Annotated in this window: 13 protein-coding genes and 1 tRNA gene; 11 read left to right on the top strand and 3 right to left on the bottom strand. The window is 67.9% G+C overall.

Annotated features, from left to right (window positions below; all coding sequences use genetic code 11):
• Positions 1-4 precede the first annotated feature (4 nt).
• From ubiB to G4G00_RS04605, 9 genes are all read left to right on the top strand, one after another.
• Complete coding sequence (gene ubiB / locus G4G00_RS04645; protein ID WP_108755901.1) at positions 5-1,687, top strand: 2-polyprenylphenol 6-hydroxylase; 1,683 nt, start codon at positions 5-7, stop codon at positions 1,685-1,687.
• Positions 1,688-1,847: 160 nt separating this feature from the next.
• A complete protein-coding gene (gene lexA / locus G4G00_RS04640; RefSeq protein ID WP_108749246.1) occupies positions 1,848-2,483 on the top strand; it encodes a transcriptional repressor LexA in 636 nt (211 codons plus the stop codon).
• Positions 2,484-2,687: 204 nt separating this feature from the next.
• Entirely contained in the window at positions 2,688-3,725 is a 1,038-nt protein-coding gene (gene recA, locus G4G00_RS04635) for a recombinase RecA (RefSeq protein WP_108749247.1), read from the top strand.
• Positions 3,726-3,836: 111 nt separating this feature from the next.
• Positions 3,837-4,328 carry a recombination regulator RecX gene (gene recX / locus G4G00_RS04630; RefSeq protein ID WP_108749248.1) on the top strand — a complete coding sequence of 164 codons (492 nt, stop codon included), beginning with the start codon at positions 3,837-3,839 and terminating at the stop codon, positions 4,326-4,328.
• 109 nt (positions 4,329-4,437) lie between these two features.
• Complete coding sequence (alaS, locus tag G4G00_RS04625) at positions 4,438-7,086, top strand: alanine--tRNA ligase (RefSeq protein WP_164271590.1); 2,649 nt, start codon at positions 4,438-4,440, stop codon at positions 7,084-7,086.
• A gap of 150 nt (positions 7,087-7,236) precedes the next feature.
• Positions 7,237-7,440: a carbon storage regulator CsrA gene (gene csrA / locus G4G00_RS04620; RefSeq protein ID WP_108749250.1), complete on the top strand. Its 204-nt coding sequence runs from the start codon at positions 7,237-7,239 to the stop codon at positions 7,438-7,440.
• A gap of 78 nt (positions 7,441-7,518) precedes the next feature.
• Positions 7,519-7,611, top strand: a tRNA-Ser gene (locus G4G00_RS04615).
• A 169-nt stretch (positions 7,612-7,780) separates the two neighbouring features.
• Entirely contained in the window at positions 7,781-12,466 is a 4,686-nt protein-coding gene (locus G4G00_RS04610) for an ATP-dependent helicase (RefSeq protein ID WP_164271588.1), read from the top strand.
• Positions 12,467-12,567: 101 nt separating this feature from the next.
• On the top strand, positions 12,568-13,050 hold the full coding sequence (locus tag G4G00_RS04605) for a LuxR family transcriptional regulator (protein ID WP_164271585.1): 483 nt from the start codon (positions 12,568-12,570) through the stop codon (positions 13,048-13,050).
• 44 nt (positions 13,051-13,094) lie between these two features.
• Here the strand turns inward: G4G00_RS04605 and G4G00_RS04600 are convergent, their stop codons facing one another.
• Both G4G00_RS04600 and G4G00_RS04595 read right to left on the bottom strand, forming a co-directional pair.
• Positions 13,095-15,203 (bottom strand): phospholipase C, phosphocholine-specific, encoded by a 2,109-nt coding sequence (locus G4G00_RS04600; RefSeq protein WP_164271583.1) that lies wholly within the window; start codon positions 15,201-15,203, stop codon positions 13,095-13,097.
• A gap of 8 nt (positions 15,204-15,211) precedes the next feature.
• Positions 15,212-17,590 (bottom strand): TonB-dependent receptor, encoded by a 2,379-nt coding sequence (locus G4G00_RS04595; protein ID WP_164271580.1) that lies wholly within the window; start codon positions 17,588-17,590, stop codon positions 15,212-15,214.
• A 233-nt stretch (positions 17,591-17,823) separates the two neighbouring features.
• Between G4G00_RS04595 and G4G00_RS04590 the strand changes: the two genes are divergently transcribed.
• On the top strand, positions 17,824-18,936 hold the full coding sequence (locus G4G00_RS04590; protein WP_164271566.1) for an alpha/beta fold hydrolase: 1,113 nt from the start codon (positions 17,824-17,826) through the stop codon (positions 18,934-18,936).
• Positions 18,937-18,981: 45 nt separating this feature from the next.
• On the opposite strand, the gene G4G00_RS04585 is transcribed toward G4G00_RS04590, so the two are convergent.
• Positions 18,982-19,683, bottom strand: coding sequence for a pirin family protein (locus tag G4G00_RS04585; protein WP_164271564.1), 702 nt, complete (start codon positions 19,681-19,683; stop codon positions 18,982-18,984).
• A 139-nt stretch (positions 19,684-19,822) separates the two neighbouring features.
• Between G4G00_RS04585 and G4G00_RS04580 the strand changes: the two genes are divergently transcribed.
• Entirely contained in the window at positions 19,823-20,737 is a 915-nt protein-coding gene (locus G4G00_RS04580) for a LysR family transcriptional regulator (protein ID WP_108755908.1), read from the top strand.
• Positions 20,738-21,483: the final 746 nt, after the last annotated feature.

Below are 21,483 nucleotides of genomic sequence, written 5' to 3'. Positions count from 1 at the left end.
AGCGATGTGGGAAACACTGGGCACAGTCCGTGACCTGGGCCGGCTGCAGGAAATCGCGGCCGTCCTGATCCGCTATGGATTCGGTGATGTGGTGCGCCGCATCGGCCTGGCCAGCGTGCTGGAGCGCGCCGGCCGCCTGCTGCACTGGAACGAGGAAGGCCAGCAGATGCTGCGCATGACCGCGCCGGTGCGCGTGCGCAGCGCCTTGCAGGATCTGGGGCCGACCTTCGTGAAACTGGGCCAGGTGCTGGCCACCCGCGTGGACCTGCTGCCGCCGGACTGGATCGCCGAGCTGTCCGAACTGCAGAACGCCGTGCCCGCGCTGCCGTACGCGGCCATCCGCGAACAACTGGAGGCCGACCTGGGGGCGCCGCCGGCGCAGGTGTTCGCTTTCCTGGATGAAACGCCGATGGCGGCCGCCTCGCTGGCCCAGGCACACCGGGCGCGCCTGCATGACGGCAGCGAGGTGGTGTTGAAAGTGCGCCGGCCCGGCATCCGTGACGTGGTCGAAGCCGACCTGCGACTGCTGGCGCGCCTGGCCGAGATCGTGGAAGCGCGCCTTCCAGACCTGCGCCGCTACCGGCCGGCCGAGGTCGTGCAGCAGTTCACCGTATCGCTGCGCCGCGAACTCGACTTCGCCGCCGAGTGCCGCAACGCCGAGCGCATTGCCCGCAATTTCCAGGGGCGCGACGACATCCTGGTTCCCGCGGTGCACTGGCAGTGGACCTGCGAAAGCCTGAACGTGCAGGACTTCGTGGACGGCATTCCCGGCCGTGACCTGGCGGCCGTGGATGCCGCGGGCCTGGACCGTCGCACCTTGGCGCGGCGCGGTGCCGATATCGTCCTGAAGATGGTGCTCGAGGACGGCAGCTTCCATGCTGATCCGCATCCAGGCAACATCATCTATCTGCGCGATGGCCGTATCGGGGTGATCGACTTCGGCATGGTTGGCGCCTTGTCCGAGGTGCGCCGCTTCCAGGTCGCGCAGCTGCTGCACGGCCTGGTGGAACAAGACCCGCAGGGCGTGGCCGACGTGCTGCTGGACTGGGCCGGGGGCGTGGAGGTGGATGAAAACCGGCTGCAGCACGACATCAGCCAGTTCGTCGACCAGTACCGCGGGGTGCCGCTGAAGGACCTGCGCATCGGCCTGATGCTGGGTGACATCACCCAGCTGCTGCGCAGCTACAGCCTGACCCTGCCGGCCGACCTGGCCCTGATGATCAAGGCCTTCCTGACCCTGGAGGGCATGGGCCGGCAGCTGGACCCGGATTTCGACATGGCCAGCGCCGCGCGCCCGTTCCTGGAACGCGTGGTGCTGCAGCGCTATGCGCCGCGGGCGCTGATCAAGCGTGGCCGGCGCTCCCTGCAGGGCATGATCGACCTGGCCGGGGAACTGCCGCGCGACCTGCGTAAGCTGGTCCAGGCGGCGCGCCGCGGCCGCCTGCAGCTGAAGGTGGAGACCAGCGCCCTGCAGGGCTTCGGCGACCAGGTGAACCGGGCCGCCAACCGGCTGGTAATGGGCATCGTCACCGCCGCGCTGATCATCGGCTCGTCCATCGTGATGCACAGCGTGGGCGGCATCTCCAGCCGCTGGCTGCTGGCGCTGGGGGTGTGCGGCTTCGTCGGCGCCGGGTTCTGCGGGGTGTGGATCCTGTTCTCGATCTGGCGCAGCGGCAAACACACGTAACCTGCGCGATCCCGGTAGAGCCGATCCGGTAGAGCCGATCCGGTAGAGCCGACTGTCAGTCGGCTGCCCTTGCCCTTGCCGTTGCCTGCTGGTCCATGCCCCGCCGCCGTGTCGCACCCGGCACTTGCGGTGGCCGATATTAGTAGTAATACTACTAACCATGGACCTGACCGACACCCAGCAGGCGATCCTGCAGTTGATCGCCGAGCGTATCGAGAGCGATGGCGCACCGCCGTCGCAGACTGAAATCGCACGCGCCTTCGGCTTCAAGGGCGTCCGCGCGGCCCAGTACCACCTGGAAGCGCTGGAGCAGGCCGGGGCGATCCGCCGCATCCCGGGCCAGGCCCGCGGCATCCGCCTGGTGCAGGCTCCTCCGCTGCAGAAGCTGGCCGAGCCGGGCTTGCCCGACAGCGTGCTGCGGCTGCCGGTGCTGGGTCGGGTCGCGGCCGGTCTGCCGATCGGCGCCGACATCGGCTCGGACGACTTCGTGGTGCTGGACCGGGTGTTCTTCTCGCCCGCGCCGGACTACCTGCTGAAGGTGCAGGGCGATTCGATGATCGACGAAGGCATCTTCGACGGCGACCTGATCGGTGTGCACCGCACCCGCGATGCCCATTCCGGGCAGATCGTGGTGGCCCGCATCGATGACGAGATCACCGTCAAGCTGCTGAAGATCGCCAAGGACCGCATCCGTCTGCTGCCGCGCAACCCCGACTACAAGCCGATCGAGGTCCTGCCCGACCAGGACTTCGCCATCGAGGGCCTGTACTGCGGCCTGCTGCGGCCCAACCGTTGACCCGTTCCACAGCGCAATTCCCCGCGGTCTTTTGTGGCGATTCTCTGGTTCCACTGAGGTTGGTACGGATGTCCGATAATTCTTTTCAGAGCGCCGGGCAGAATCTCAGCCTGTGCGATACGTCCGACTTAAAGTGAACCCATGGCAAAGAAGACCCCCAAAGACAGCACCCCCAACGACATGACCTCTGCAAGGACCAATACGATGGACGAGAACAAGAAGCGCGCCTTGGCTGCTGCTCTGGGCCAGATCGAGAAGCAGTTCGGCAAGGGCTCGGTGATGCGCATGGGCGACCGCGTGGTCGAGCCCGTCGAAGCCATCCCGACCGGTTCGCTGATGCTCGACATCGCACTGGGCATCGGCGGTCTGCCGAAGGGCCGTGTCGTTGAAATCTATGGTCCGGAATCGTCGGGCAAGACCACCCTGACCCTGCAGGCCATTGCCGAATGCCAGAAGATGGGCGGCACCGCTGCCTTCATCGACGCCGAGCATGCGCTGGACCCGATCTACGCCGGCAAGCTGGGCGTGAACGTGGACGACCTGCTGCTGTCCCAGCCCGATACCGGTGAGCAGGCGCTGGAAATCGCCGACATGCTGGTGCGTTCGGGTTCGGTGGACATCCTGGTGATCGACTCGGTTGCCGCGCTGACCCCGAAGGCCGAAATCGAAGGCGAAATGGGTGATCAGCTGCCGGGCCTGCAGGCCCGCCTGATGAGCCAGGCGCTGCGCAAGCTGACCGGCAACATCAAGCGTTCCAACACGCTGGTGATCTTCATCAACCAGCTGCGCATGAAGATCGGCGTGATGATGCCGGGCCAGAGCCCGGAAACCACCACCGGTGGCAATGCGCTGAAGTTCTACGCCTCGGTCCGCCTGGATATCCGCCGCATCGGCGCGATCAAGAAGGGCGACGAGATCATCGGCAACCAGACCAAGATCAAGGTCGTCAAGAACAAGCTGGCACCGCCGTTCAAGCAGGTCATCACTGAAATCCTGTACGGCGAGGGCATCAGCCGCGAGGGCGAGCTGATCGATATGGGCGTGGACGCCAAGCTGGTCGAGAAGGCCGGCGCCTGGTACAGCTACGGCGAAGAGCGAATCGGCCAGGGCAAGGACAACGCCCGCGGCTATCTGCGCGACAACCCGTCCGTGGCTGCCAAGCTGGAAGCCGAACTGCGCGAGAAGTTCCAGCCGGCCGAAGCGGCGCGCGAAGAAGGCGACGACGACGGCGACGACGAGTAAGTCTTGCTGTGGGGCAGGGCGGCGCCGTCAGTGAAGTTGCCCTGTCCCGCAGGTTCGAATCGCCCACGGATGGGCTGGGTGCCAGGGACGGCGCCACCCTTGGAGTAACCGATGTCCGACGCTGACGACGTCCCCACCGGCCGCAAGCGCCGGCCCCGCGAGCAGACGCCGGTGCAGCGCGCCCTGGGCCTGCTGGTGCGGCGTGAGCATTCGCGCAAGGAATTGACCCGCAAGCTGACCGCCCGCGGGATCGAAGACGAGGCCGCGCAGGCCGCCGTGGCCAAGCTGACCGAGGCTGGCTGGCAGGACGACACCCGTTTTGCCGAGAATCTGGTGCGCATGCGCGCCAACACCGGTTATGGCCCGATCCACGTGCGTGCCGAACTGGGCACCCATGGCCTGGACAGTGCGGCCATCAGCGCTGCCATGGACAGCTATGAGGGCGATTGGCAGGAAAACGCCCGTGACCTGGTCCGCCGCCGCTTCGGCGAGGACGGCCCACAGGACCTGGCCCAGCGCCGCAAGGCCGCCGATCTGCTGGCCCGGCGGGGCTTCGACGGCGACACCATCCGCCGCGCCACCCGCTTCGACCCGGATGACTGAGACTGGCGGCGCCGGGCCTGCTACCCTTTAGGTTTTCGGCGGTCCGTCGCGACCCCGGCCAGTGCGGCCGGCGGTGCAGGGTCGCCGGCCCGCAGACTGCCAGCCCCCAATGAACGCATCCGCCAAATTCACGACCTCCCAGATCCGCAGCGATTTCCTTGAATTCTTCAAGGGCAAAGGCCACACCATCGTGCCGTCCGCGCCGCTGGTGCCGGGCAACGATCCGACCCTGCTGTTCACCAATTCCGGCATGGTGCAGTTCAAGGACGTGTTCCTTGGCGCGGAAAAGCGCAGCTACGTGCGCGCGGCCGACGTGCAGCGCTGCCTGCGTGCCGGCGGCAAGCACAACGATCTGGACCAGGTGGGCTACACCGCGCGCCACCACACCTTCTTTGAAATGCTGGGCAACTGGTCCTTCGGTGACTACTTCAAGAAGGACGCCATTGCCTGGGCCTGGGAACTGCTGACCCAGGTCTGGAAGCTGCCGGCCGAGCGCCTGCTGGTCACCGTCTACCAGACCGACGACGAAGCCTATGCGCTGTGGCGCGACATGGTCGGTATTCCGGAAGAGCGCATCGTGCGCATCGGCGACAACAAGGGTGCCCCGTTCGCCTCGGACAACTTCTGGCAGATGGCCGACACCGGGCCCTGCGGCCCGTGCACCGAGATCTTCTACGACCATGGCGACCATATCGCCGGTGGCCCCCCGGGTTCGCCGGATGAAGACGGCGACCGCTTCATCGAGATCTGGAACCTGGTCTTCATGCAGTTCGACCGCCAGCCCGACGGCACCCTGGTGCCGCTGCCGGCGCCGTGCGTGGACACCGGCATGGGCCTGGAGCGCTTGGCGGCGATCCTGCAGCACGTTCACACCAATTACGAGATCGACCTGTTCCAGGCGCTGATCCGCAAGGCCAGCGAGCTGACCGGCACGGCCGATCTGGAAAACAAGTCGCTGCGGGTGATCGCCGATCACATCCGCGCCTGTTCGTTCCTGATCGTCGATGGCGTGCTGCCGTCCAATGAAGGCCGCGGCTATGTCCTGCGCCGCATCATCCGCCGCGCCCTGCGCCACGGCTGGATGCTGGGCGTGCGCCAGCCGTTCTTCAGCAAGCTGGTGCCGACCCTGGTCGAGCAGATGGGCAAGGCCTACCCGGAACTGCCGGCGGCGGTGGACACCGTCACCCGCGCCCTGCAGGCCGAAGAGGAGCGTTTCGCCGAAACCCTCGACGCCGGCATGAAGATCTTCGAGGACGTGGCCGCCAAGGCTGGCAACGGCGTCATTCCCGGCGTGGACGCGTTCCGCCTGTACGACACCTACGGCTTCCCGCTGGACCTGACCCAGGACATCGCCCGCGAGCGCGAACTGACCGTGGACATCGCCGGTTTCGATGCGGCCATGGAACAGCAGCGCGAGACGGCGCGCGCGGCCGGCAAGTTCGGCGGCGGCGTGACCCTGCCGGCCGAGCTGGTGGCCACGCTCACCCCGACCGTGTTCCTGGGCTACGACCGCCTGCAGGCCGACGGCCTGACCGTGCTGGCCGTGCTCAAGGACGGTCGCCCGGTGGCTGCGGCCGATGCCGGCGATGCGGTCATCGTGATCACCGACAAGACTCCGTTCTATGCTGAATCCGGCGGCCAGGTAGGCGATACCGGCGTGCTGAGCGGCGCCGGCGTGCGCCTGGACGTGACCGACACGCAGAAGTTCGCTGGCCAGTTCCATGGCCACGTCGGCACCCTGGCCGAGGGCGGCCTGAAGGTGGGCGACGTGCTGGCTGGCCAGGTCGATGGCGAGCGCCGTGGCGCCACCATTCTCAACCACTCGGCCACCCACCTGCTGCATGCCGCCCTGCGCGAAGTGCTGGGCACCCACGTGCAGCAGAAGGGCTCGCTGGTGGCGCCGGACCGCCTGCGCTTCGATTTCTCGCATTTCCAGCCGATCACGGCCGAGGAACTGGCGATCATCGAGCGCAAGGTCAACCAGCAGGTGCGTGCCAACAACGCCGCCGAAGTGCACAACATGGGCATGCAGGAAGCGCTGGATTTCGGTGCGATGGCGCTGTTCGGCGAGAAGTACGGCGAGAACGTGCGCGTGCTGAAGATGGGTGACTACTCCACCGAACTGTGTGGCGGTACCCACGTCGGGCGCACCGGCGATATCGGTCTGTTCAAGATCACCTCTGAAGGCGGTGTCTCGGCCGGCGTGCGCCGCATCGAGGCGGTGACCGGGCAGGGCGCGCTGGACTACGTGGATGCCGAAGAGGCCCGCCTGGCCGAAGCGGCCGAACTGCTGGGCGGCAGCGCCGCCGACGTGGTCGAGAAGATCCGCGCGCTGGGCCAGCGCCAGAAGCAGCTGGAACGCGAACTGGAGGCAGTGAAGGCCAAGGTTGCCGCCGGCGCCACCGCCGACCTGTCCAGCCAGGCCGTGGAAGTGGCCGGGGTGAAGGTCCTGGCCGCCCGCCTGGAAGGCTTCGATGCCAAGGCCCTGCGTGATGCCATCGACCGCCTGAAGCAGCAGCTGGGTGACGCGGTGATCGTGCTGGCCGGCGCCCAGGACGGCAAGGCCGCCCTGGTTGCCGGTGTGAACGGCAGTGCAATGGGCAAGGTCAAGGCCGGGGAACTGTTGTCCCATATCGCCGGTCAGATCGGGGGCAAGGGCGGCGGACGCCCGGACCTCGCCCAGGGTGGTGGCGAGGACGGGCCCGCCCTTGCTACCGCGCTGGCCGCGGTCGTCGAATGGGTCAGCCCCCGCCTGTGATGAATGCCCGGCCGTCCCCCTCCTTGTAGGAGCGGGACGGCTGACGGTACCATTGCGGAATCTTTTCCCTTTGTCGTGGGGACGCTTCTTGACGGAGCGTCAAGCCGGTGGGGGATACCCTTCCACACGGTTCCATGGAGACTTACAAAAATGTTGATCCTCACTCGCCGCGTTGGCGAAACCCTGATGATCGGTGACTCGGTCAGCGTCACTGTGCTGGGCGTCAAGGGCAACCAGGTGCGCATCGGCATTACCGCGCCGAAGGACGTTGCCGTGCATCGCGAAGAGATCTACCAGCGCATCCAGCGCGGTGACGAAGCCGGCAGCACCGGCAACGAAAATTCTGCGGAATAAAGCTTTACCTTCGCGCGTGATTAACGTTATGATTCACGCCCCGCTGAGGTGCAACGCACCAGACGCGGTAAAAACCCCGGAGCGATGCCCGAGTGGCTGAAGGGGCTCCCCTGCTAAGGGAGTATAGGGTCAAAAGCTCTATCGAGGGTTCGAATCCCTCTCGCTCCGCCAGATACAAGAAAGCGCCCGCAGATTTCCGATCTGCGGGCGTTTTTCGTTGTGCGCGTTTCTCTGCGTGCAGCTGTCTGTCGCATGCATGTCTCGACCCTTGCGGCCCGCCCGGGGCCGCACTGGTCTTCACGGCGTTGTGCAGCTTCGCCGTATCATCGAACCGTCGAACATGGCGACCGTCCCTGCCTTGGATTCCCTGCAGAACTTCCATCCCGCCACGCGTGACTGGTTCGGTTCCACGTTCGCGGCATCGACGCCGGTGCAGGACCAGGCATGGGCATCGATCGCCGCAGGCCAGCACACGCTGGTGGTCGCGCCCACCGGGTCGGGAAAGACGCTGGCGGCCTTCCTGCATGCGATCGACCAGGTGTTCGCCGAACGCGATGGCGATGCGCGCCGCGACCCTGCGGCCAGGCCCGTGGCGCGCACGCGCGTGCTGTACCTGTCGCCGATCAAGGCGCTGGGCAGCGATGTGCAGCGCAACCTGCAGGTGCCGCTGCAGGGCATCAGTGCGCGCCGCAGTGAACGCGGCGACCCGGCCGTTGCGCTTACCGTGGCCATGCGCACCGGCGATACCAGCAGCAGCGACCGCGCGCGGCTGCTGCGGCGTCCGCCGGACATCCTGATCACCACGCCCGAGTCGCTGTACCTGATGCTGACCTCACAGGCGCGGGAGATCCTGCGCGATGTGCATACGGTCATCCTCGATGAGATCCATGCCGTGGCCGGCGGCAAGCGAGGCTCGCATCTGGCCCTCAGCCTGGAGCGGCTGGACGCCTTGCTGCAGGCGCCTGCACAGCGCATCGGCCTGTCCGCCACGGTGCGCCCGGTGCAGGGCGTGGCCGCCTTCCTTGGCGGCGATCGTCCGGTGCAGGTGGTGCAGCCGCCTTCGCAGCGGCAGTTGCAGCTGAAGATCGTGGTTCCGATGGAGGACATGACCGACCTGGCCATGCACGGCCCGGCGCAAGGGCGCGGTGCAGGCACACGCGTGGGGTCGATCTGGCCGCACGTGGAAGCCAGCATCCTCGACAACGTGATGCGGCATCGCTCAACAATCGTCTTTGCCAATTCGCGCGGCGTGGCCGAACGGCTCACCGCGCGGCTCAACGAACTGCATGCCGAGCGCACGAGTGCGGGAAGCGCGAGCGACACCGAAGGTGCGGCCGCAACCGCCTACGGATCATTTACCGGCAGCACGGTGAACCGCGTCACGGCACCCGACGCGGTGATCGCGCGCTCGCACCATGGCTCGGTGTCCAAGGAGCAGCGCGCCGCCATCGAGCAGGCGCTGAAGACGGGTGAACTGCGCTGCGTCGTAGCGACGTCCAGCCTCGAGCTGGGCATCGACATGGGCCTGGTGGATCTGGTGATCCAGGTTGCCGCGCCGCCGTCGGTGTCCAGTGCACTGCAGCGGGTGGGGCGTGCGGGACACCAGGTGGGCGGTATGTCGCGCGGCCTGCTCTACCCGCGCACACGACGTGACCTGGTCGATGCCGCCGTGGTGGTGGACAGTATGATGGATGGGCGCATCGAAGCCATCGATCCACCGCGCAACCCGCTTGATGTGCTGGCCCAGCAGACCGTTGCCGCAGTGGCGATGGAGCCACTCGATGCAGAGGCCTGGTTTGAACGGGTGTGCCGCGCCGCGCCTTACCGCACGCTGCCCCGCAGTGCCTTCGACGCGGTGCTGGACATGTTGGCCGGGCGCTATCCGTCCGACGAATTCGCGGGCTTCCGCCCCCGCCTGGTGTGGGACCGGAAGACAGGCACGTTGACCGCGCGCCCCGGCGCCCGGCAGTTGGCGGTCACCAGTGGCGGCACGATTCCGGACCGCGGCATGTACGCGGTGGTACTGCCCGAGGGCGAGGAGCAGGCCGGCTCGCGTCGGGTGGGCGAGCTGGACGAGGAGATGGTGCACGAGTCGCGGGTGAACGATGTCATCACCCTTGGCGCCACATCCTGGCGCATCGACCAGATCACCCTCGACCAGGTCGTGGTGACGCCCGCACCCGGGCGCTCGGCGCGGCTGCCGTTCTGGCGTGGCGAGGGCATGGGGCGCCCGGCCGAGCTGGGGCAGGCCACCGGCGCGTTCCTTGCCGAACTGGAAGACGATCCGCGCGCCGCTGGCGAGCCGTCACCGGCGCTGCTGGCCCGGCTGCGCGGGCGTGGCTTGGACGACAATGCGATCGGCAACATGCTGGCGCTTGTTGCCGAGCAGCAGCAGGCGACCGGCGTGCTGCCGACCGACCTGCGCCTGGTGGTCGAGCGCTGCCGTGATGAACTGGGCGATTGGCGGGTCATGCTGCACTCGCCCTACGGGCGTCGCGTGCACGACCCCTGGGCCTTGGCGGTAGCCGCGCGGCTGCGCGAGCAGGCGGGCATCGACCCGGCCGTGGTGGCCAGCGACGATGGCATCATCGTGCGCATCCCTGACCGCAGCGGCGCGGCGCCGGGCGCGGACGTCTTTCTGTTCGACGCGGCCAGCCTGCGCCACACCATCACGCTGTCGGTCACCGGCTCGGCTCTGTTCGCCGCCCATTTCCGTGAGTGCGCCTCGCGTGCCCTGCTGCTGCCGCGCCGCACGCCGGGCAAGCGCTCGCCGTTGTGGCAGCAGCGCCTGCGTGCGGGGCAGTTGCTGGAGATCGCGCGTGGCCACGAGGGTTTCCCCATCCTGGTCGAGACCGCGCGCGAATGCCTGCAGGATGTCTACGACCTGGACGCGCTGGATGCGCTGATGCTGCGCGTGCAGGCCGGCCAGGTCCAGGTGGTGGAGGTGGAGACCGCCGTGCCGTCGCCCTTCGCGGCGGACCTGTTGTTCGGCTATGTCGCCGAGTTCATGTACGAAGCCGACGTGCCCCTGGCTGAACGACGCGCATCGGTGCTGTCGCTCGACAGTGGCCTGCTCGCCGAGCTGCTGGGCCAGGTCGACCTCGGTGAGCTGCTGGACGATGAGGTGGTGGCCACCGTCGCCCGTGAACTGCAGCGCTTGGACCCGCCCCGCCACGCGCGTGGCATCGAAGGCGTGGCCGATCTGCTGCGCGAGCTTGGCCCATTGCCGGCCAGCGACATCGCGCAGCGCAGCGCCGAACCCACGCAGGTGGCGGCCTGGCTGCAGGCGTTGCAGGCTGCTGGGCGTGCCATCCGCGTGACCATTGCCGGTGTTGAACAGTGGGCAGCGGTGGAGGACGCCGCGCGGCTGCGCGATGCCCTCGGGATCGACCCGCCAGCGGACATTGCCGGGGTATTCCTGGCATCGGTGGTGGATCCACTGGGTGACCTGCTCGGCCGACACGCGCGCCACGCTGGGCCGTTCAGCAGCGGCAGCGTGGCGGCCCGCTTCGGGTTGGGCGTGGCGGTGGTGGATGACGCGCTGCAGGTATTGCAGGAGCAGGGCCGGATAGTTCGTGGTCGCTTTGGCCTTGATCGTCGCCAGCCCCCCGACAGCGTCGCACCGCCTTCGCCGCGCGCGGCCCATCAATGGGTGGCCGCCGATGTGCTGCAGCGGTTGCGGCTGCGCTCGCTGCAGGCCGCCCGCGCGGCAACGCGGCCGGTACCGGTGGAAGCCTACGTGGGCGTATTGCTGGAAGGGCAGGGCGTGCTGCCGAAGGCCACGCCTGGCAGCGACAGCGAGGCCGTGCTGCAGGTGATTGGACAACTGGCGGGCCTGCCACTGCCGGCATCGCTGTGGGAGCAGCAGGTGCTGCCTGCACGGGTGCCCGGTTACACGCCTGCGCTGCTGGATGAACTGCTGGCCACCGGTACGGTGCTCTGGGCCGGCCACGGCCGCCTGGGCGACGATGATGGACGGGTATCGCTGCACCTGCGGGACCATGCGGCCGAAACCCTGCCGCTCATGGACAGCGATGCCATCCCATCGCCGATGCAGCAGGCCATCCTGCAGGTGCTGGCTGCAGGCGGTGCGTTCTTCGCCCGGCAACTGGCGATGCAGGTACAGCCGCATCCCGCCGATGCAGGCAGTGCAGGCGAGGCTTTCCAGACGGCGCTGTGGCAGCTGGCATGGCGCGGGCAGATCAGCAGTGACCTGTGGGCACCGCTGCGCGCGCTCGACGGCGTGCGCCCGGCGCGGGCGCGGCCGATGTCCGTGTCCCGCCGCCGCCGTGACCGTGCCTTCGCACCCCTGGCGACGGGCACCGCGGGACTGGCCCTGGCCAGCAGCGCGGGGCCGACGCTGGCCGGGCGCTGGTCGCTGCTGCCACAGGAGCGGGCCAATGACACGGTGCGTGCGCTGGCGCAGACCGAGGCGCTGCTGGACCGCTACACGGTGCTCACCCGCAGCGCGGCGATGAGCGAGGCCGTGGCCGGCGGCTTCCCGGCACTGCGGCCGGTGCTGCGCAGCATGGAGGACGCAGGCCAGCTGCTGCGCGGGCGCTTCGTGCAGGGGATGGGCGGTGCCCAGTTCGCCCAGCGCGCAGACATCGACCACCTGCGTGCCTGTGCCGAGCGTGCGGGCGGCGCTGGCGGATGGGTTGCGCTGTCCGCGCTGGATCCAGCCAACCCGTTCGGCAGCCTGTTGCCGTGGCCGCAGGCCCTGGCCGGGTCGAGGCCGGTGCGACGCGCCGGTGCGCTGGTGGTGATCGGTGAAGGTCGGCTGCAGCTGTACCTGCCGCAAGGGGGCCGCCAGCTGTCCAGTTGGATCGATGACACCGACGCCGACGCTGCAGTGCGCTGGACGGCGGCGGCACAGGCGCTGGCTGTCGGCCTGCGGCGCGGTCGGCGGCTGTCCTTCACGCTGCAGCGGATCAATGCCGAACCGGTCCACCGCGGCCTCGCCGTGGACGCCCTGCGCGCGGCAGGGTTCAGCAGTGAGCCGCGCGGGCTGGGCTGGAACGGCTGACGTCGCGCCCAGGGCGAGCGTGAACAGGCGGCTGGGTGAAACTGTGTTCCAGTGTGCGCACGCGTTGCCGCAGATCCTTGTTCACTCAAACGGAGCCTTGCATGAAGCTGTTGTCCGCTGTGCTGCTGTCCGCGCTGTCACTGCAGGCCGGTGCCACTTCCGCTGCCGATGCCTCCCCGTCGCCGCTGCTGGGCCGCTGGTCGCTGGACATCTCCACGTCGGCCCTGCCGGAAGCGCAGCGTCCGAAGCAGGTGGTGCTGGAATTCAAGGATGCCGGTGGCGGCCGCTGGAGCTCGCACGTGGACATCGTGCTGCACGATGGCAAGACCATGAAGTCCGACGGCACCCTGTCGCTGGATGGCACGCCGGGCCCGCTGTCGGGTACCTACGGCGCCGACCAGGCCAACCTCAAGCTGCCGTCGCCCTCCACCTTGGTGATGCAGCTGGTCGACCACGGCGCCCCCGCGTCCACGCGCATCTACACGATCGCGGCCGACCCGTCGACGATGACCGAGACCAAGGCGTTCTACACCCACGAGGGCACGCCGATCCTGCAGACCAACCTGTTCCGGCGCCTGCCCTGAGCGAACGCTCGCGCAGGGCGGGCGCCGCATGCCCGCGCAGGGATTCAGCCGTGCGCGAAACGCAGCGGCTGGCTGCCCATTGCCGGGTCACTGCTGCCGGGGCGACCATCTTCGGCGCGACCGGCCAGGCGCAGCTGCTGCTCACCGGCCTGCAGGTGCAGGTCATACCAGCCCGCAGTAGGTGCGGCATTCCAGTCCAACACCTGTTCGGCACCGGCGGCCAGCGACAGCGTTTGTTCCGGCATGTGTCCCGCGTAGGCACCGGCGCTCACGCGGACCGTCTGCGCAGTGGTGCCGGGATTGCGCAACGACAGGTGCAGCCTGTCATCGCGATGCTGCACGAGGGCCTGCAGCGCAGGCGCACTCGCATTTCCCTGGAAGTGACGATGGAAGCCGTTCGGACCCAGCACCCACAGGTCGTAGCGCCCCTGCGCATCCAGCGGCCAGTGATCCTGCAACGGGTGCCCCGGCAGCAGCGTATAGCGCCGCGGAATCTGCTCCAGCCGCAGCCGGTCGTACACGTGCAGTACGGCAGCAGCGCCTTCGCACGACAGCGCCAGCGTGATGCTGTCGGTATCGCGCGTTTGCACCTGCACCTGCGGTCGATAGGGCAGCGCACGCGCCGGACGCACGCCGCGTTCCTGTTGAGCAGGCTGCAGTTCGTCCGGCAATGCCGGCACGGTACGCCCCGGCAGCGTGGCGGCGCGGGCGGCCACCGCGCTGATATCGGGCAGGGCGCGCACGAACGGCCGGGTATCGCGCTGGGCGAAGTCGAACGCATTGACCAGATCGCCACTGACCGCACGCCGCCACGGTGAGATGTCCGGGCAGGCCACGCCGAAGCGTCGCTCGATCAGGCGCAGCACCGAGGTGTGGTCGTACACCTGCGAGTCGACCCAACCCCCACGGCTCCACGGCGAAATCACGTACAGGGGCACGCGCGGACCCATTCCATAAGGGCGGCCACGCAGTTCGGCGTCGTCGTACTTCTCATCGCCCGGTGCCGGGTGCAGGTGGTATTCGCCTTCGGTGCTGACCGCAGAAGCGCCGGCCCAGCCATCGCCCTGCGCCGAGGGCGGTGCCGGCGGCGGCATGTGGTCGAAGAAGCCGTCGTTCTCGTCGAACATCAGCAGCAGCGCGGTACGGCTCCACACATCAGGATCGGCGGTAAGTGCATCGAGCACGCGCGCGGTGTAGGCCGCGCCCTGGGCGGGGCTGGACGGTCCGGGATGCTCGCTGCCGGCGGCGTCGGCAATGATGAAGCTGACCTGCGGCAACGTCCCGTCGATCACATCCTGGCGCAGCTGCGCCAGCCCGCGGCTGCTGACCGCACGGCGGCGCAGCTCCGGGTCGTGTCCTTCAGCGCCGCGGTAGGCCTGGCGGAACGCTTCGAAGCCGGCCAGCGGGTTGTCGGTGAAGTTGTCGTCCATGTCCTGGTAGATCTGCCAGGACACGCCGGCCTGCTGCAGGCGTTCCACGTAGCTGGCCCAGTGATACGACTGCGCGTGGCCGCCGTACTCGGGGAAGTTGTCGTGGGAATTGGCGATGACCGGGCCACCGGCCCGTGCAAAGGCATCGTTGTGGCCGGTCCACAGAAACACGCGATTCGGGTTGGTGCCCGCCTGCATGGCGCAGTGGTAGGCATCGCAGACGGTGAACGCTTCGGCCAGGGCGAACTGGAACGGCAGGTCGGTCCGCTGGAAGTAGCCCATCGAGTGGTTCTGCTTGGCCTGGGGCCAGCGCGCCATGCGCCCGTGGTCCCAGGCGCGCTGCGCATCGGGCCAGGTGTGCGGGGTGCCTTCCACGCGCATGTAGCCGAAGTGCCGGGCCGTATCCAGGGCGAAGGGCGCGATCGCCCGGTGGCCGTCGGCATCGGGTTGCAGCCACAGCGTGCGCGGCCCCTCGGCATCGGCCAGCGGCGGTGCCGGCGCCACGAACCGATCACCGAAACCGCGCACGCCGGGCAGGGTGCCGAAGTAGTGGTCGAACGAGCGGTTTTCCTGCATGAACACCACGATGTGCTGCAGGTCCTGCAGGCTGCGCGTATGCGCCGCCGGGGCGATCGCTGCGGCCCGGGCAATGCTGGGCAGCAGCGGGGAAAGGCCGGCAGCCACGCCGGCCTGCAACAACCGGCGTCGGCCGATATCAGTCACGGGCTTGCTCACAGATCCACACGGAAAGAGATGCCGACGGTACGCGGCGCGCCGATGAAGGCGGAATCGCGACCATCCACCCCTGCAAGATACCGCTTGTCGGTCAGGTTGCTCACCACCAGGTTGGCGCCCATGCCCTTCAGGCGCGGCGACAGGCCCTGCAGGTCGAAGCCGATGTTGGCGTTGAAGACGGTGGCCGAGGGCAACTTGTTGACGTTGGCCGCATCCAGGTAGCGGCTGCCCAGGTAGCGCCCGGACAGGCCGAAGTTCCAGTTCGTGCCCTGCCAGTCGGCCGACAGCACCAGGGTGTTTTCCGCCTGGCCGATCACCTTGGCGCCGTCCACGATGCCCAGTTCGGTATCGCGGGCTGCGTCGCCGCTGCCCAGATAGGTGGAGCGGTTGTAGGTGTAGGCCGCGTTGACCCGCCAGCCGTTGTCCCAGCCGTAGCCGAACGCGGCTTCCAGGCCATTGCTTTCCACGCCGCCGAAGTTCTCATACACGCCATCGGTCTCGTCCAGGTAGTCGATGCCACTGACCAGGCCGGCCGGCAGGTAGACGATGCGGTTGTCGAAGCGGATGTTGTACAGGGTGACCGATGCGGTCAGCGGCCAGCGGCTGATGCGCAGGCCCAGTTCGATGTTGTCGGCGGTTTCCGGTTCCACGTTGCGGAAGCGCTGCGGGTCGGTCTCGCCCAGCACCCCGGACGGGATGGCCGCGAAGTTCTGCGAGAAGCCGGCGAACAGCTCCATGCCTTCCGGGCCGGGGGCCCAGGTGAAGCCGGTGGACAGCAGCGGGTCGGACTTCGAGTCGCTGCTGACCTGTTCGTTGGCACCGATGGTGCGCCGGCGCGACTGGTCGACGAAGAACTGCTTCACGCCCAGGCGGGCGCTGAACGGGCCGAAGCGCGCCACATCCTCGATGTAGTACATCTGCTCGTCGACCTTGTAACGGTCGTCGAACTGCACCCAGTACGGCTGGTGGTCGAAGCCGATGTTCTGGCCGACGCTGAGCAGGCGGTGCCAGTCGCGGCGCGCCGTGCGGTCCAGCTTCTCCACCCACAGACCTCCTCGGATCGTGTTGTCAACGCTGCCGAAGGTCTGCCGCCATTCCACGTCTGCGGTCACGCCCATGCGGTCGTTGTCGTAGTGGGTGTGGCGGTAGGACTGCGCGCCCAGCACGTTGCCGGCATAGCAGTTCGGATCGTACTCGGCGCTGAAGCCGGCGCGCGGCGTGCAGCCGGCGATCGGCTGGGCGGCGCTGCCATCGGGGTTCACGAAGTAGATCTGGCCCAGGTTGCCGCCGCCGTATACGGTGCGGCCGCCCAGGTAATCCGATTCCGGGCGGCCGGCGCCGTCGGCGCTGACATCGGCCAGGTAGGGCGGCAGCCAGTCACCGCGGCCCTGCATGCGGTGGCCGTAGGCCGCCATCGAGGCCTTGAAGCCATTGCCGCCGTCGAATGCGGCGCGCAGGTAGCCGAAGGTGTTCTCGCGCAGCGCGCGCGAGCCGGAACGGTAGTTCTGGTCCAGATAGGGAATGCCGGTGAGGGTGCCGACCAGGTTGTCGCGGTCGGGCTGGGTGGCGAAGCCCTGCGGGGTGACGCTGGTGTACTCCGGCTCGTCGGCGTCGTTGTAGGACAGGTAGCCGGTCAGGGTCCAGCGATCCAGTTCGGTGATGAACTTGCCGGCGATATGGTCGTTGCTGGCGTGGCCGGTGCCGTCGATCCAGTCGTTCACTTCGGCCGACGAGGCGCTGATCCAGGCGCGGGTGTGGCCGCCCAGCAGACCGGTGTCGTAGCGCACGTAGTACTTGCGTGCATCGTTGTCACCGGCGCCGACCACGAAGCGCAGGCGGCTGTCGTGCAGCGGGTCGCTGGTGAGGAAGTTGAGCGTGCCGCCGAGTGCTTCGTTGGAGCGCGAGGAAATATCGGCCGTGCCCTGGCTGACTTCCACCGTTTCCAGATCCAGCGTGTCGATGTAGCGGTTGGCCAGCGAACCGCCGCCGTAGCCGGAGCCGCCGTTGGGCAGGCCGTCGATGGTGGTGCCGATCTGCTGGGTATCGCGGTTGGTGACAAAGCCGCGCATGCTGATCTGCGTGCCCCAGACGGACGAGCCGGTGGCATCGGCTTCGCTGACCACCACGCCCGGCACTTCATTCAGTGCATCGTTCACGCTGCTCATCGCCATCTGCCGGTTCAGGGTTTCAGCGCTGACCGCGGTCTTGGCGTAGCTGGTGGCCTGGCCGATCACCTGCACCTGGTCCAGGGTGCGCGCATCGGTGCTGGCGGTGTCGGCGCTGTCGGCGGTGGGCGCTGCGGCCATGGCATCCAGGGCGGGGGCGATCAGCAGGGCCAGCAGGGAGAGGCGGGGGAACGATGCACGCATGGGCATTGAGAGCGGACCTTCGGTGGGAAAGCCCGCGAGTGTCGGCAGCGCCAATGACATGGGGGTGACGTGAAGACGCAGGTTCGATGGCACTGCGGCGGCGGTCACAGCGCGGCTGTGGGGCAGAGTGGGGGGCTGAACCGTGGCTGGGTTGTCATCAACTCGTCATGACAGTGCGATAGATGACACGCCGTGACGCAGATAGCCTGTCGCGCTGTCGTCCCTTTCCCTTGATGCCCATGAAGCGCCTGCTGCTGCTCCTGCTGGCGTGCGCCGGCCTGTGGCTGGCTGCATGCTCCTCCTCGATCAATGCCGGTTCCACCTCGCTCAGCGACCGTCTGGTCGCGCCGGGTGGGGTCTCGACCCTGCTGGACCAGCCGCGCCTGCAGGCGGCCATTGCCGCATTGCCCACCCGCCATGGTTTCGCCCGTGGCCGCGAGGGCGTACCGATCTTCTGGCGGGTGTTCGATCCGGGCGACTACGGTGCCCGCTACCACTACCTGCCGCAGCACCACCAGAATGGCCGGGCGCTGGATACCGGGCTGAGCCTTGCGTTGCCACATCCATTCCGCGCACAGGCGCCGCGCGGCACCGTGGTGCTGCTGCACGGCTGGATGATGAACGGTGATTCGATGCTGCCGTGGTCGCTGCAGCTGGCCGGGCAGGGCTACCGGGTGGTGACCCTGGACCTGCGCAACCATGGCCAATCGGGGGCGGGGCCTTCCGGCTACGGCACCTACGAGTCCGACGATGTAGTGGATGTGATCGCCGAACTGCGCGCGCGCGGCGAGATACGCGGCCCGCTGTACCTGTTCGGGGTGTCCTACGGCGCGGCCACCGCGCTGTTTGCGGCGGACAAGCTGGGTGACCAGGTCGAGGGTGTGGTGGCGATGGAGTCGTTCGCCAATGCGGGTGTGGCCATCCGCACGATGATTCCGCACCTGATGGCGCTGCAGCCGGAAGGGCTGAAAGCGCAGATGATCGCCGGCTATGCCCGCTGGCGTTACGGCGGCCAGGATATCGATCAGGTGGTGGCCGCCGCCGGGCAGCGCCTGGATCTGGACCTGGACCAGGTGGACGTGGCTCGCGCCCTGGCCGATACCCGTGCCTGTGTGCTGCTGCTGCACGGCCAGGGCGACCAGCACATTCCGGTCAGCCAGGGCCGCGAGCTGGCCCAGGCCAATCCGCGTGCGCATTACATCGAGATGCGCGGCGAAGACCACATCACGCTGCCGCTGCGTCTGGACCTGCTGGCCGGTGTGGTGGACGACTGGATGGCGCGCGATGCGCAGCATCCGGCCGCGACCTGTCCGGCGCCACGCCTGCCGGCGCAGGCGCATTGGCGGGCGTGAACCACTGAACCTGCGGCGCCACGTGGCACCGCAGGTTTCCGTGCCTTACAGCGGCAGGTCGAACACCAGCACTTCAGCGTCGTTGCCGTTTTCCAGGGTCAGCTGCGCTTCGTCGCTGACCTGCAGGGCATCGCCGGCTTCCAGGGTGATGCCGTTCACCTGCAGCTGGCCACGGGCCACCTGCACATAGGCGCCACGGCCGGTGGCCAGGGCATGGTGCAGCTTCTGCTCGCCGTCCAGGATGGTGGCGAAGATGCGGGCATCCTGCTGGATGCGCAGCGAACCTTCGGCACCATCGGGCGAGGCGATCAGGCGCAACTGGCCGCGCTTGCTCTCCGGCGCGAAGTGGGTCTCGCGGTAGGACGGCTCGATGTTCTCGCGGTCCGGGAAGACCCAGATCTGCAGGAAATGCACCGGATCGGTGGCCGAGTGGTTGAACTCACTGTGGCTGACGCCGCTGCCGGCGCTCATCACCTGCACGTCGCCGTAGCGCAGCACCGAGCCGGTACCCATCGAGTCCTTGTGCTCCAGCGCGCCGCCCAGCACGTAGGAAATGATTTCCATGTTGCTGTGGCTGTGGGTGCCGAAGCCCTGGCCGCCGATCACCTTGTCTTCGTTGATGACCCGCAGCGGGCCGAAGCTGACGTAGCGCGGGTCGTAGTAGCTGGCAAAGGAGAAGGTGTGGCGGGACGACAGCCAGCCATGCTCGGCCAGGCCACGGGTAGCGCTCTTGCGGATCTGCAGCATGATGATTCTCCTTGTTCGATGGTTTCGATGGGGCGGGGTGGGCCGGTGGCCGCTGTGTTTCCCCGTTGGAGAGAAGTATCTGCTTGCGCCGCGGGTTTGAAAAACGGATAGTTTTGACAGCCATCATCGAAAATTTCGAATGCTCAAGATCAGCCTCGATGCCCTGCAGATCCTGGACGCCATCGACCGCCGCGGCTCGTTTGCCGGGGCCGGCAAGGCCCTGCACAAGGTGCCGTCCACCATTTCCTACACGGTGGCCAAGCTGGAGGAAGACCTGGGCGTGCAGTTGTTCGACCGGGTGGGCCCGCGCGCCGAGCTGACCGAGGCCGGGCGCGCCTTGCTGGACGAGGGCCGGCACCTGTTGCGTGCGGCCCGCGAGCTGGAGCTGCGGGTGCGCCGGGTGGCGTCGGGCTGGGAGGCGGAGCTGAGTTTGGCGGTGGATTCGATGTTCCCGACCTGGCTGCTGGGCCCGGATATCGCCGCGTTCCGCGGTATCGAGGCGCCGACGCGCCTGCGGCTGTTCGGCGAGGCGCTGTCCGGCACGTGGGAGGCCCTGCTGGACCGGCGCGCCGATCTGCTGGTGGGGGCGGCGGGCGAGGGGCCCAGCGGCGGGGGCTATGTGGTGGAGCCGCTGGGCAGCGTGGATTTCGTGTTTGCGGTGGCGCCGGATCATCCGCTGGCGCAGGTGCCTGGTGTGCTGGGCCGCGAGCATCTGGCCGAGCATTGCGCCATTGCGGTGTCCGATTCCGCGCGGCGTCTGCTGCCGCGCACCGTGGGCCTGCTGATGGGGCAGGAGATCCTGACGGTGCCGGACATGGCCAGCAAGTTGAAGCTGCAATGCCAGGGGTTGGGATTCGGTTTCCTTCCCGAGCCGTGCGCGCGCGCGGCGGTAGCGCGTGGCGAGCTGGTGATCCGCGAGGTGGAAGAGCCCAAGGCGGAAGAGACCTTCTGGCTGGCCTGGCGCACCGGCGAGGATGGCGCGGCCCTGCGCTGGTGGCGCGAACGGCTGCGCAGGCCGGAGTTGCTGGCGCAGTGGTGGCAGGCAATGGGGTAGATCCACGCCATGCGTGGATGGGTGGGGGTTTGCAGGGCTGCGCCCTGCACCTGCTCACGGCAACGGCAACTGCAACGGCAACGGCAACGGCAACGGCAACGGCAAAAGCAAAAGCTGGGTATCCGTGGGGTGGCGGGGCGGTGTCGGATTGCGGGGACGCCGCAAGTACGTCCCTGTAGGCTTGGCAGCCGCATCCATGCGGCTGACACCCCGCAATCCGACACCGCCCCGCCTCTGACAGATCCCCGCTGCTGTTGGTAGGTGTCGACCTTGGTCGGCACGGTAGATCCACGCCATGCGTGGATGAAATCTGTCAGATGGCGATACGAATCTGGGGTCAGAGCCCGTTGCGTCGCAACGGGATCCGACCCCGTGCCTGCTATTGGTAGGTGTCGACCTTGGTCGACACACCAGAGCAGAACGCCGTTCCAACAGATCGCGGGAATCTGTCGGGGTGGGGGAGTGTCGGATTGCGGGGTGTCCGCGGCATGGATGCCGCGGCCAAGCCCCCATGGAAGGGTTTACGGCGTCCCCGCAATCCGACACTGCCCCGCCATCCCGCGGAATACACGCCCCTGACGTTGACGTTGACGTTGTATTGAGCAGGTGCAGGGCGCAGCCCTGCAGAAAACACACATAAAAAAACAGCAGGCCGAGGCCTGCTGTTTCGGTGTAGTGGTGCGCCCGGAGAGATTCGAACTCCCGACCGCCTGGTTCGTAGCCAGGTACTCTATCCAACTGAGCTA

Source organism: Stenotrophomonas sp. B1-1 (assembly GCF_010894375.1).
GTDB lineage: Bacteria > Pseudomonadota > Gammaproteobacteria > Xanthomonadales > Xanthomonadaceae > Stenotrophomonas.
Note: the sequence above shows the minus strand (reverse complement) of the source record. Positions and strands in the feature narration are given on the sequence as shown.